This is a genomic window from Bacillus mycoides (assembly GCF_018742245.1).
Taxonomy (GTDB): domain Bacteria; phylum Bacillota; class Bacilli; order Bacillales; family Bacillaceae_G; genus Bacillus_A; species Bacillus_A cereus_U.
Map to the genome: position 1 here is coordinate 4,497,479 of NZ_CP036132.1, position 13,635 is coordinate 4,511,113.

The following is a 13,635-nucleotide window of genomic DNA, read 5'->3' on the forward strand; positions in this document are numbered from 1 at the left end:
TACCAAACTATGAATGTTGCTTTATTTCACTCACTACTGCATTCTTCTTATGCATATACACATAAGAAATACTAGAAACTATGATAACGATGCCACCCAAATATATACCATACTCGGTCACAAGGGTTACTATCATTTCTATATGCTTTCCAAATATAGAGCCTAGTACAAAGTAAACTAACGTCCAAACAAATCCTGTTACATATGAATAAATCGCATACGTTTTAAATGACATGTTATTCATTCCTACTAAATACGGTACGATATGTCTCACAACGGGGATAAAATAACTTATTACTAATGCATAATGACCATATTTCCCTACTATCTCTTGTGATTTTAAAAGGTACTTCGCCTTTTTCTTTTTCATCAATTTTTTAAGTACTTTTATGCCAAATATTTTCCCTAGTATGTAACCTAAAGAAAGCCCAGATACAACGCCTAAATATGTTAATAAAAACGCAGGAATGACACTTAATACGCCTAATGAAGATACAAATCCACCACTCATTACAATCATTTCATCTGGAATCGGCATACCGATAATACCAAGCCATAAACAAAAAAATAGTGCCCAATAACCATACTGCTCAATGTATGATATTAATTCATGTAGCGCCATTATGCATATGCTCCCCTTAGCTCTTTTTTACAGCTAAAGACGTAGGCTGGCGGGAAATTAAACCAAACTTTTTCTAGTGTAATTTCAGGGAAGAAATGCTGTATAAATCCTTTTTTTACAAGTGAATATTGAAATGTAATGAATTCACCACTCTCATGTATCGCTTCCATTGCGTTGTTTAAAATTCGTTTTGAAACCTCTTCTGGTAAAGATGTGAAAGGCAATCCTGATAAGACGTAATCAATGCATTCTATATTGAGCTCTTCCATATACGTCTTTATATTTTCAGCTGAACCATGTACAACAATGACATTCTGCTCATCTTTAAATTTTCTCTTTAGCTCTTTAAAAAACACTTCATTAATTTCGATAAGAAGAAATATTGTCTCCTTCTTCTTTCGCTTCATAATTTCTTTCGTAAAGACTCCTGTACCAGGACCTAATTCCACAATGCACTTCGCTCTATTAAAATCAATTACATCTACCATTTTCTTTGCTAATATTTTTGAACTTGGCGCAATCGCACCAGTATGTTTCGGGTGTTTAATAAATTCATGTAAGAATGTTATGAGTTGCATGTAAATCTCTCCCCATTCGTTCAATAGTTTTTAACTTGTGTTTAAGTATAACTATCGTTTCTTAATAAAAATTGAGGAGATTTCTTAAGATTTTATGAAGAAATCAAAAAACAGCTACCGCTTATAGCGATAGCTGCCCCCTTTATTACTTCGCGCTCACAATCTTATAATAAGAACGAACTGTTAAGAAGTAATATCCGATATAAATGACACCGTATACTCCGATACTAATTAGGAGCGGAATCATAATTTCAAATGGTAGTATGTTCCCTAAACCTTTTAATGCAAACAAACTGTGTAGAATTCCGATTACTAACGGAATCGCAAAGATAAAGCTTACTTGTTTTGCGATAGCTTTTTTCATTTCTTGTTTCGTTACCCCGACTTTACGAAGTACAACATAACGCTCACGATCAGCATTTGCTTCTGTTAATTGTTTAAAGTAAATGATAGAACCTGTTGCTAGTAAGAATACAAGTCCTAAGAACATTCCGATGAACATCATTAGTCCAGTTCCTTCAAGCCCCATTTGGAAACCAGTGTAAAAATCTCTAAATGATGGTACCATTTCTGATTCACCAGCTGGCATCACTTTTGTTAATTTTTCTGTTAATACTTTACTGTTTCTTTCATCTTTTACATCAATATTTTTTACAACACGTGTTCCAAATGCTTGCTTCGCTTGTTCATATGTTTCATCTGAAACGACAACAACTAGTTCACCTAAGTTCGTAATTGCATTATCATTTGCGCCTTGAATCGCTAATTTCTTCGTTTCATTTCCAATTTGGAATACCGCTTTATTTCCTTTATATTGAGGGCTAAACTCATGCCCTTCAATATAAGAACTATCATATATAAATGCTTCACCAGCAGCTACATTCACTGTTTCTGCATCGATTTTTTTAGCAAGTTTATTAAATTCAGATTGAGACATAAATTGATATTTCTCTGAGATACTGTAGTTCATATTAAGGATGAAATCAACTTTATCTCCTTCAAACTTTCCTTTTACAGGAACCATCTCAACTTCAAATTGATCTTTTACAGGATGATTCTCTTTCTCTTCAGCAAAAATCGCATTTACTTTCTTATCTAGTTCTGCATCTTTTTTCTCATAAGAATAGCTGTATGGCGCGAATGCTTTTGATTGTGTAAATGTGTTGTAATACATCGTAACTGACGTACCAACTGCTGTTAATGTTACCGCACTTAAAATAGAAATTGTTGCAAGTGACTTTGCATTCCCTTTAATACGATATAGTAGCTGTGACGTCGTTACCATATTCATACCGTTATAAAACGATGATTTATTATTTCTTGAACGTTTTAATACGAATACTGTAAAGAACATAAATAGTAAGTACGTACCTAATACTGTCGCAAGTAAAATATAAAGTGCAACTGCCATAAAGTCTGCATACTTAACTGCCTTCATGAACATTAATGCTAAGAAATAACCTGAACCGATTAAGAAAATTGAAATTAACGCCATAATTACAGATCCTTTTGGCATTACTTCTCCTTCGCGTTCTGCGCGGAAAAGTTCAATTAGCTTGAATCGATAAATTAAACGATATCCTTGAAGTGATGTATACAATATAATCACAAAGAAAATAATTGCTGTATCAACAATTGCAGCCATCGGTACTTCAAAATGAACATTTAAATTTAACCCCATCATACTTACTAGTAGTTCAAGGAATAGTTTTGAAAGAACGCTACCAATCGCAATCCCAATAATTAAAGACATTAATCCCATTAACATATTTTCATAAAAGAGCATTTTACCGATCTGTCTTTTTCGAATACCTAGTAACGAATATAGCCCAACTTCTTTTTTACGCTTCCGTGTAAAGAAACCGTTCGAATATATAATGAACACCGCTACGAAGATGATTAGCATGACACTTGAAACTTGAAACGCACCGCTAATTTTTTTAGAACCTTCCGCAGCTTTTTCCATTTGCGAATTATATTGTAGTGCTTTAAATGTAAAGTAAATTACAATACTAAAAATCATAGATGCAAAATATACAAAGTAGTCTTTAAAGTTCCGCTGTATGTTACGGAGGGCAATGCTAGATAAGGTCATCAGCCATACCTCCAGAAATGGAAGACATTACGTCAACGACTTTTTGGAAGAATTGTTTACGTGTTAATTCACCGCGGTGCAATTCTTTATATAACTCACCATCTTTAATGAAAATAACTCGTTTACAGTAACTTGCCGCAAAAGCATCGTGCGTTACCATTAAAATTGTTGAGTTATCATATTCATTTAACGACTTCATACTTTCAAGTAAATCTGTTGCAGATTTTGAATCAAGTGCTCCAGTTGGCTCGTCCCCGAAAATCATACTCGGATTTGTAACGATTGCACGTGATGCCGCGCAGCGCTGCTTCTGTCCACCAGATACTTGATATGGGAACTGACTTAAAATATGATCAATACCGAATTTCTTGGAGATTTCAAGAACACGGCGATCAATTTCATTAGCCTTTACTTTTGATAACGCAAGAGGTAAAGCAATATTCTCTTTCACTGTTAACGTATCTAATAAGTTATAATCTTGGAAAATGAAACCTAAATGATCGCGGCGGAACAAAGCTAGCTTATCATCATTCATCTTCACGATATCTTTTCCATCAATTAAAATTTCACCGTCCGTCGCATTATCAATTGTAGAAAGAACATTTAAAAGAGTCGTCTTACCAGAACCAGAAGGTCCCATAATTCCAACGAACTCACCTTCTTTTACTTGTAAGTTAATACCTTTTAAAGCTGCAAATTTATTCCCACCTGTGTCATATACTTTTTCAATATTTTTTGCTTCTAACACTGTTTTCATCTCGACATCCCTCATTTCTTCTATTCTCTATTTTCAACTATATACACTCTCTACTCTTGCCACTATCGATGTTTCTTACACAAACATGACAGTTATGTAAGGCACATAAGTAAAGACATAAAAATTTAACCTACTGAATGAAAGTACTTTGTTACTATAGCATTGGGATATCATGCCATCCATTCATTCTCCTTACAGGAACATTACATTTTTGTAAGGTTAAAAATGCCCCCTACAAAGTTGTGCATGAAATGTCGGATGGAGCTATTTCATTCTTGCTATTCTATATACAAAGGAGGTCATAGTATGGATTCACTTAAAAATATGAATGCGGCAATGCAGCATATTGAAGACAACCTTACACACGAAATTGATTTTAAAGAAGTCGCAAAAATAGCTTTCTGCTCCGAATATCATTTCAAAAGAATGTTTTCTTTTTTAGCTGGCATATCACTATCAGAATATATTCGCTGTAGACGTCTTACGCTTGCTGCCTTTGAACTAAAAGATAGCAATGCAAAAGTCATTGATGTCGCTATAAAATATGGATACAACTCACCAGATTCTTTTACACGTGCATTTCAAAATTTGCACGGAATAACGCCTTCAGAAGCTCGAAGTACAATTCGTTCTTTGAAAGCTTATTCACCAATGACCTTCCAACTATCCATTCAAGGAGGAAATGCAATGAACTATCGAATTGAAGAAAAAGATCCATTTCGAATCATTGGTATACAAAAACGAGTACCGATTGTTTTTAACGGCGTAAACGAAGAAATTACTTCTATGTGGAAAAGTTTAGATCCGGGGGCCATTGAAACGTTAAAGTCCCTTTCAAATATTGAACCTACAGGAATTATTAGTGCTTCTACGAATTTTTCTGAAGGAAGAATGGAGGAAAAAGGAGAACTCGATCACTATATTGGAGTAACTACGACCAAAGATTGTCCGAAGCAATTTAAACAACTTGAAGTCGCTGCTTCAACATGGGCTATCTTTGAAGCTGTCGGTCCATTTCCTGACGCGTTACAAAATGTATGGGGGCGTATTTATTCTGAATGGTTCCCTTCTTCAAACTATGAATTAGCGGAAGGACCGGAAATATTGTGGAATGAAAGTAAAGACGTATCTTCGCCGAATTTCAGAAGCGAGATATGGGTACCTGTTTTGAAGAAATAATATAAAGGTCTAAACTGTTTCAAAATAAAGAAGCTGCTCTTCCTCTTTAAAGGAAAAGCAGCTTTTTATTTTATACTTCTTCTCGACTCGTTCTTATACAAGAAAAGAGTAATAATCGCAAGCACTATAACAACTACAAAAGTAAATACTCTGTAGTTCGAGATCGTAGCAGTACCAATTAACAAGGCAGGTATAACAGCCGTAATTAAGCCACCAAACATACCGACAAACGATCCTATGCTTTGTTTTACTATTTGAGTTTCTGATACCCAATCATAATAACCAAATCGATTATTAATAAAAATCCCCCATACTGCCGAAAAGAATGAATATGTTATCGGTGTTATGACGATTAAAAAAGAACTCCAAACATCTAGTTTTAACCCTATTATCAGTAATACGGCACTAATAAGTGATGCAGGTATACTTAATGAAAGATTCATAAGAATTTTACTGTCATAAATTATCTTTGGCGCTATAGGCAATGACTTTATAATCCATACATTTTTTCCTTCTAAAGACAATGACACACATGTTGTACACGTCATCGAAATCGCTGCTGCAATAGCAAATGGAGCAACCTTTTGCAACAGGGGCTCAATTCCTGGATACGCTATTAATTGACTTGGTCCTACTACAACTATAGCTAGCGCGAAAGCTAGCGCCATCACAACTCCCATTCCACTATTTATGACATACACTGTAGAAGAAAAGAAACGTTTCAGTTCTTTTTTATACAACGCGACCAATACACTTTCTTTTCTCATACCATTAATCTCATAATTTGAAAGCATATGATAAGTGGTAATCCCTGTGTTTATTTGCTTATATTTTAACGAAAGTATTTTTACAAAAAGATAATACCAAATAACCGATATCCCAACGAATAGGATGAAAGCTACAAGATCAGCATGAACAATTGCTTTTTGAAACATGTTAGCTAATGGGTAAACTTTAGTTAATTGCTCCGAAACAATTGCACCAATCCCGTTCATATCATTAAGGCTATATTGAGCATTTCCGTTTTTTAGCATAAAGAAACCGAATGTAATAATTACTATGAAACTTAAAATCGTAGTTATTTTATTCGTATTTTTAAATTTAGAAGCGATTGCCGTAATCGCAGCTCCAAAGACCGCTGCGATTGTTGTTGGAATTAAAGATGCTATAAACATACTGATGAACCACATAAAGTAAAAAGAAACTGATGGATTCTCATGTATGCCATAAACAACTCCCATTGGTAGCATGATTATGATTGAAAAGATCGTATTCAGCAAATATAAATACAAAAATCTACTTGTAATAACAGTACTTACACGAATCGGTAATGACATTAAAAGATCGTAGTCCTTAAAAGCAAAAATTTCTCCATTTGCCTTAAATATAGTGAAAAACAACGTCAATACACTGCTAATAACTAGTGCATAAACTGGGATAATTTCACTTATTCCTAGTTTCACCAACCCATATGCTGAGGCTCCGCAATATAGCATTAACATGACACCAACTAAGGCAATAGATGCTGACAGTAAAATCTTATTCTGCTTCTTTTTCTTATCTTTTTCGTATTTAAAAGTATTTAAACCGAGCTGCGTTATCAACCGGATTTTCAAAAGACCTAGACTATTAGTATTCATTAGCAAGCTCCTTCATAAAGAGCTCTTCCAATGATCCTTCCTTTATTAAAGAATTCACTTCCCCTGAAAGTGCTAATTTCCCTCTATTAATCATCGCTATTTTATTACATAACTTCTCCGCCACATCTAAAACATGTGTAGAAAAGAAAATCGCACTTCCCTTTTCACAAAGCTCCTTCATAATACCTTTCAATACTACGGCTGCCTTTGGATCAAGACCAACGAAAGGTTCATCTAAAACTAATAATTTCGGTTTATGCAAAACCGCTGATATAATCGCCACTTTTTGTTTCATACCATGTGAATAAGAAGATATTAAATCACCTAGGTGCGGTGTAATCTCAAAAGCATCTCCATACTTTTGTATCTCCTTTTCCCGATCTTTTGCAGACACCTTAAAAACATCCGCAACAAAGTTTAAATATTGAATTCCTGTTAATTGCTCATATAAATCTGGATTATCGGGAATATACGCCATTACTTTCTTACATGCAATCGGATCTTTTTTTACTGAATGGCCATCAACAAAAATTTCACCCTCTTCAAAATCTATAACTCCTACTAACGACTTAATCGTTGTACTCTTCCCCGCACCGTTATGCCCAATAAATCCAAAGATATCTCCTGCTTGAACAGTAATATTTAAATGATCTACTGCTTTTTTGCCACCTTTGTATGTCTTGCTAAAATTTATAATTTCTAACATGTGATTTCCCCCAAACTATCCTTTTTAACTGAATTTTCAGACCTAAAAGCAAAAAATTTACTCAGCGAGCTTTTTCATTATCCCCACTGAGTATTTAAATCTCTTAACACATAGAAACTATAAATATAAAATTTGACTAGTATAATTCAATCGCTTATTGCTCACAATTGCATTTCTTTTTTATATAAAACGTAGGAATATAAATTCGTTATGAGGACAGCAACTACTATAATCCCAAGCATCATATAAGATCTCCAATCAGCTGGAGCGAAAACACTTATAATCATAATAAGTCCTAAAGCCACAAATACTTTTCCGCTAAATCGATGTGTTTTCCGCCATACTTCTTCATTACTTAACGTCCAAGGATTACGCATCCCGACGAAAAAATTAGGCTTACACTGCGGTAAATAATTACCCATCACTAAAAATAAAACACCAACTAATAATTCTGGAACTCGATTAATGAATAAATTATATCCTAGTCCACTTGTAATAATATCTATATTTCCTACAAATAGTAGCAGGAGTATCCCGTTATTCATCATCATAAAAGCTTTAGCAAATTTCTCGTAATTTGCTTTCCTTGGATCAATCTTTGGTATCACATTTAGAAATACATATAATGCAATCATAATTCCAACCATAGAAATCATTCCGTAAAGTTTAGAAGAATAGCCATCTACCTTACCACCACTCCAATGTGTCGCGATTGTATCCGGCAAATGAGGCCAAGCAAACGCCCAAGCTAAACAAGTTGTAACAATTAATATAATTGCAAAAAGATGTTTTTTCACCTTTCCTGCACTCCCCTGTTTTTAATTCACTCATTCTATACTATTTCTTTTTATAAATAACATATGAATTTATTGTTGGTATGAAGGTACATATTCACATCACTCCAGCCAACACAAATTCTATATTATTCTATTAAGACCCTATCTCTTTCTTATAAGCCACATAAGAATATCCCATCGTTAATCCTACCGCCCCAATAATAATTCCAGCCATTAAGAAAGCTTTCCATGCTGCAGGTGCAAAAACACTTAAAATCATAATAACTCCTAGTACAACAAACACCTTTCCGCTAAAACGATGCGTCTTTCTCCACACTTCTTCATTACTTAACGTCCACGGTGTTTTTATACCTACGAAGTAGTTTGGCTTACATTGTGGTAAATAGTTGCCGATGACTATAAATAACAGACCAACAAGAATATATGGTGTACTATTCATCGGAATGTCATAACCTAATCCTACCCCAATCACGAGCATGTTTACTAGAAACAATACTACTAATACGCTATAATTCATTATCTTATAACTTCTAGAAAACTTATCGTAGTTCTTTTTCTTAGGATCAATTTTAGGAGTAATTGTTAATAAAAAATAGGTGAAAATCATAATCCCAAGTAGCAACAGCATTGCATTAAATTTGGAAGCAAAGCCATTCACACCTTCAGTCCCCCAATGAATTGCCATCGTGTCAGGCAAATTCGGCCAAGCATATGCCCAAGCTAAACCAGTTATAAGAATCAATATAATTGCAAAAAGATGCTTCCTCATTTCCCCTCTTCCCCCTTATTCGTAAACGTAAACACCCAAGTCAATAAATCCTGAAATACAGTTGTGTTCAAAGAATACATAACGAATTGCCCTCTTTTTTCATCTTGGATAAGTTCAGCATTTTTAAGCGCATTTAGGTGATGAGAAATACTTGGCTTCGTCATATTGAATTGTTCGGCAATTTCACCAGCGGTTAGATCGCCTTCTTTTAATAAGTCTAAAATTTTTCTTCTTGTTGGATCAGCTAATGCTTTGAATGCTTGATTCAATGTCTTTCTTCCTTTCGATAATTAGACATTTAGATATTTATCTAAATGTTAAAATGATTTTAGTTAATTGTCAATAATATATAAGGCCCTTTTTACTTTTTCCACTTTTGACCTATAAATACGCCACAGCTATGCTATATATAACAAACAGGAAACCCTATTCATTTGATTTCTTTGTTTTTACTTCGTACGGGGCAAAAAAGGCTCTGACCGCTTCTATGCATGGCTGGATCCTCTCTCTCCCCTAAAAAGATAGGTTTTATGTTATTTTTAAAATCTTTATATTTATATAGCTCTCATTTCAACATAATGAAAAGACGAGAAACACATGGTACACTATAGCTACAATTGTTTTTTTTAGGAGGAATATACATATGTATAAAATTTTAATCGTTGAAGACGATCCAAATATTTCATCATTACTACAATCTCACATTCAAAAATATGGCTATGATGCTGTTGTTGCGGAGAACTTCGATGATATTATGGAATCGTTTAACGCCGTGAAACCACATCTTGTTTTACTTGATGTAAACTTACCGAAATTCGATGGTTTCTACTGGTGCCGTCAAATCCGTCATGAATCTACTTGTCCAATTATTTTCATTTCAGCTCGTGCTGGTGAAATGGAACAAATTATGGCGATTGAAAGTGGCGCGGATGATTACATTACGAAACCGTTCCACTATGACGTTGTAATGGCAAAAATTAAAGGTCAATTACGCCGTATTTATGGTGATTATGCACCAAATATTTCTGAACGTATCGTTGAAGTAGAAGGTTTAAAACTATTCCCTGAACGTCCAGAAATTCATTTCGGATCTGAGCAAGTTCTTTTAACAAAGAAAGAAGCTATTTTAGCAGAAATGCTATTATCTAAATTCCCTCGTACAGCAAGCCGTGAAGATTTATTAGCTGCCCTTTGGGATGATGAGAGCTTCGTTGAAGAAAATACATTAAACGTAAACATTACGCGTCTTCGTAAAAAGTTTAATGAGCTTGGTATTGAGAACTCTATTGAAACAGTACGTGGACTTGGATATCGTTTTAACACAACTTGGAGTGAATAAGCATGAAGCTATTTTTACGTGATCATTTTGCATTTTTTCTACTATATGTATTAAACTTCGGAATCATTTTCGTTCTCTATGATGCAGTAGATGGATTTCAAAATAATAAGTTTTACTTCATCGTTTTAAGCTTATATTTATTCATCTGTTTCCTCGCTTATCGTTACGTTCGTAATCGTAGAATGTACCACAGATTAAGTGAACCACCAGAGAAAATGGAAGATGCGTTTATTGAAAGAGCGACTGCTCCTATGCCCCACGGTGTAAACGAGCTCGTTCGTACGCAATATCGTCTATTCCAAAAAGACCTACAAACATTTGAAGTAAAACAGCAAGAACACCAATTATTTATTAACCACTGGGTACATCAAATGAAAACGCCCGTTTCTGTTATGCAACTTATGGTGCTTGAAATGGAAGATGAACATTTAATCCCGCAATTTAAAAAAGAGTTAGAGCGACTAAATCAAGGACTCGATATGGCTTTATACATGGCAAGGTTAAACAACTTCCATGAAGACTTCCATGTTGAGACCGTTTCATTAAAAGATGCTGTAACAAAAAATATTAACGGATTAAAAGAACTATTCATTCGAAACGGGGTCTTCCCTGTTTTAGAAGTTCATTCAGATTTAAAAGTTGCTTCTGATGCGAAATGGCTAAAGTTCATCATTTATCAGTTAATGACAAATGCTGTTCGTTATTCTGGTGAACGCGGAAAGAAAGTTTTCTTATCAGCTTATCGAAATGGAAAAGATATCATTTTGGAAGTTCGTGATGAGGGCGTTGGTATTCCGCAAGAAGATGTTCGAAGAGTATTTGAACCATTTTACACTGGGAAAAATGGTCGTACATTCGGAGAATCTACTGGTATGGGACTTTATATCGTAAGTAAAATTTGTGATTATTTAGGTCATTCTGTAAAACTAGACTCTGAAGTTGGTAAAGGAACGACGATTAAAATCATCTTCCACAACGCTGCAAACAATCAAGCAGAAAATACGGAGAAGGTGACCAAAGCATGATCGGAACATATGCTAGCAAAATGTATGAGAATATACTCTCATACATTTTTTGCAATAAAACTGCATATTGGCCTTCTAACGGGAGGTACATATTATGACATTTTGGCAATTTGCATTTAAAAATGTAACGCGCAACTCAAGAGCTTATTTTGCCTATTTTTTAAGCAGTTCCTTTTCCATTGCTGTTTTCTTTTCGTTTGCTGTTTATTTATTTCATCCGAAATTACAAAATTTCAGTATGATCTCTGAAATTTCAGGATTAATGATTTTTTCAGAAGTTGTCATTGTACTGTTCTCTTTCTTCTTTTTACTATATTCAATCGGATCGTTTTTAAAAGTTCGTAAAAAACAATTTGGTATTTTAGCCGTTTTAGGTATATCGAAAAAGCAATTACATCGTCTCGTTTTTACGGAAAATATGTTAATTGGTATTTTATCTATCTTTTTTGGTATGCAGTTTGGGCTTGTCTTTTCGCAATTTTTCTTATTAGTGACGGCGAAAATTACGCACGTACCAGGGATATATTTATATATACCTACGAATGCTTTCATTTTAACAACGATTGTGTTTCTTGGTCTCTTTATCGCTGTATCTGCATTCACACCAATGCTTATTCGAACAAAAAAAGCATTGCACCTTTTAAAAACAAACAATGTAAAACAAAAAGAAAGAAAACCATCCATATTAATTTCTCTATTTGGTGCTATCTGTTTATTAGGTGGTTATATTTTAGCTGTAAATCCTAAATATTTCTTCTCAGTAAACCCGCAAGTAGGCGTTATATATATGGTTTCAAGTATTTTTGTGATTCCAGCACTTGTTACAATTGGGACATATTTTTTCTTTTCTCAAATTAGTTTCTTACTTATTTATATTTTAAAGAAAAGAAGAAGTTTTTATATGAAACGGATTAATATGCTTTGGATTTCTGATTTAGCAAGTCGTATTCGAACAAATATTAATATGCTTTTTATTGTAGCGATGCTATCTACAGTAGCCTTCACAATGATTACATTTCTATATGGATTTGGAAAGTTTACAAAGCTAGATGTTACGAGAAGTTCACCTTTTCCATTTTCTTATTTTTCATATGACGCAAATCCTTTTGCTAACAAGCATTTAACTTGGCTTGAACAGCAGTTACAAAAAGAAAATTTCTCTTATAAAAAGATAGAAGCTGATTTATATGAAACACCACTGAAAGAAGATGCAGGTATAACGACTTACAATGACATCTATGCAATGAAACAAAGTGACTATAATAAACTTGCAGCTTCCCTGCGAATGAAACAACTATTCATGAGCGATAACGAAGCATATGTCTTAAGCGGCAGCGCTTATTTCACCTTATTCAGCCAATTTGATCCAAGCTTCAATAGAAAATCCATTACACTTTCTAGCACAAATACGATATTACAAGTAAAGGGCTATGAACAAGCAGGGGCCATTCCATCTAACTTTTCATATCAAACTTTAATTTTACCTGATGTTGTTGTAAATAACTTACCAAGTACAACAAAGCATGTATCAGCGTACAATTATAACGTACAAAACTGGGAAAAAACGTATGAAATTGCTAATGATTTTATGAAAAAAATACAAAAAGATCGACAGGAATTCCAATACGAAGGCCCCCTTATACGCTCCTATGAATCAGCAGACTCATTATATAGAATCACATCAGGAAGTGCTGCATACTTCCTAATCGGGACATTCTTAGGTGTCATTTTCTTTATTGGAGCAGGTAGCGTTCTTTACTTCAGAATGTATACAGATTTAACAAACGAACAAGAAAAATATGTAGCAATTTCAAAAATTGGTGTAACAAATGCAGAGATGAAACGATCTGCAACCATTCAACTTAGCATTTTATTTTTCGTTCCATATGTTATGGCATCCATTCATACAATGTTCGCAACAAAAATGCTTCAAGATGTAATTGATTTATCACTATTCAAAGAAATTTCAGCCGTTCTTATTATTTTTGGCATAGTTGAAATCGTCTTTTTTTTATTCATTCGTTCCTTTTACATGCAAAAGTTATCAGAGTATACAAATGGTTAAGTTTTATGAATATATTAGTACAGGAAAAGGGTATCTCTTATATCCTTTTCCTCTTCACTCTAT

Annotated in this window: 13 protein-coding genes; 4 read left to right on the forward strand and 9 right to left on the reverse strand. The window is 34.0% G+C overall.

The genetic code is table 11. The annotated features are described in order from the left end of the window. Positions 1-7 precede the first annotated feature (7 nt). The 4 genes from EXW56_RS23130 to EXW56_RS23145 form a co-directional block, all read right to left on the reverse strand. Positions 8-622 (reverse strand): DedA family protein, encoded by a 615-nt coding sequence (locus EXW56_RS23130; protein ID WP_098988763.1) that lies wholly within the window; start codon positions 620-622, stop codon positions 8-10. Continuing rightward, complete coding sequence (locus EXW56_RS23135) at positions 622-1,200, reverse strand: class I SAM-dependent methyltransferase (RefSeq protein ID WP_002123387.1); 579 nt, start codon at positions 1,198-1,200, stop codon at positions 622-624. The genes EXW56_RS23130 and EXW56_RS23135 overlap by 1 nt, the downstream gene beginning before the upstream one ends. Before the next feature lie 145 nt (positions 1,201-1,345). Next, positions 1,346-3,295 (reverse strand): ABC transporter permease, encoded by a 1,950-nt coding sequence (locus tag EXW56_RS23140; protein WP_002199018.1) that lies wholly within the window; start codon positions 3,293-3,295, stop codon positions 1,346-1,348. Continuing rightward, the gene (locus EXW56_RS23145; protein WP_002199017.1) at positions 3,282-4,052 is read right to left on the reverse strand and encodes an ABC transporter ATP-binding protein; all 771 of its coding nucleotides are present in this window, start codon (positions 4,050-4,052) and stop codon (positions 3,282-3,284) included. Before EXW56_RS23145 ends, EXW56_RS23140 begins: the two co-directional genes overlap by 14 nt. Positions 4,053-4,358: 306 nt before the next feature. On the opposite strand from EXW56_RS23145, the gene EXW56_RS23150 reads away from it, so the two are divergent. Further along, positions 4,359-5,231, forward strand: coding sequence for an AraC family transcriptional regulator (locus tag EXW56_RS23150; RefSeq protein ID WP_215596996.1), 873 nt, complete (start codon positions 4,359-4,361; stop codon positions 5,229-5,231). A 65-nt stretch (positions 5,232-5,296) separates the two neighbouring features. Here the strand turns inward: EXW56_RS23150 and EXW56_RS23155 are convergent, their stop codons facing one another. The 5 genes from EXW56_RS23155 to EXW56_RS23175 all read right to left on the reverse strand — a co-directional run bounded on the left by EXW56_RS23155 (position 5,297) and on the right by EXW56_RS23175 (position 9,412). Then, entirely contained in the window at positions 5,297-6,871 is a 1,575-nt protein-coding gene (locus EXW56_RS23155; RefSeq protein WP_215596997.1) for a putative ABC transporter permease subunit, read from the reverse strand. After that, entirely contained in the window at positions 6,861-7,577 is a 717-nt protein-coding gene (locus tag EXW56_RS23160; RefSeq protein WP_215596998.1) for an ABC transporter ATP-binding protein, read from the reverse strand. Before EXW56_RS23160 ends, EXW56_RS23155 begins: the two co-directional genes overlap by 11 nt. Before the next feature lie 161 nt (positions 7,578-7,738). Beyond that, the gene (locus EXW56_RS23165) at positions 7,739-8,374 is read right to left on the reverse strand and encodes an SdpI family protein (RefSeq protein WP_002145176.1); all 636 of its coding nucleotides are present in this window, start codon (positions 8,372-8,374) and stop codon (positions 7,739-7,741) included. A 133-nt stretch (positions 8,375-8,507) separates the two neighbouring features. After that, positions 8,508-9,143: an SdpI family protein gene (locus EXW56_RS23170; protein ID WP_215596999.1), complete on the reverse strand. Its 636-nt coding sequence runs from the start codon at positions 9,141-9,143 to the stop codon at positions 8,508-8,510. Beyond that, complete coding sequence (locus EXW56_RS23175; RefSeq protein ID WP_002089211.1) at positions 9,140-9,412, reverse strand: autorepressor SdpR family transcription factor; 273 nt, start codon at positions 9,410-9,412, stop codon at positions 9,140-9,142. Before EXW56_RS23175 ends, EXW56_RS23170 begins: the two co-directional genes overlap by 4 nt. Before the next feature lie 374 nt (positions 9,413-9,786). Between EXW56_RS23175 and EXW56_RS23180 the strand changes: the two genes are divergently transcribed. The 3 genes from EXW56_RS23180 to EXW56_RS23190 all read left to right on the forward strand — a co-directional run bounded on the left by EXW56_RS23180 (position 9,787) and on the right by EXW56_RS23190 (position 13,572). Beyond that, positions 9,787-10,482, forward strand: coding sequence for a response regulator transcription factor (locus EXW56_RS23180; RefSeq protein WP_002034497.1), 696 nt, complete (start codon positions 9,787-9,789; stop codon positions 10,480-10,482). 2 nt (positions 10,483-10,484) lie between these two features. Next, positions 10,485-11,507 (forward strand): sensor histidine kinase, encoded by a 1,023-nt coding sequence (locus EXW56_RS23185; RefSeq protein ID WP_002034498.1) that lies wholly within the window; start codon positions 10,485-10,487, stop codon positions 11,505-11,507. Between the two features lie 94 nt (positions 11,508-11,601). Further along, complete coding sequence (locus tag EXW56_RS23190) at positions 11,602-13,572, forward strand: FtsX-like permease family protein (protein ID WP_215597000.1); 1,971 nt, start codon at positions 11,602-11,604, stop codon at positions 13,570-13,572. Positions 13,573-13,635 lie beyond the last annotated feature (63 nt).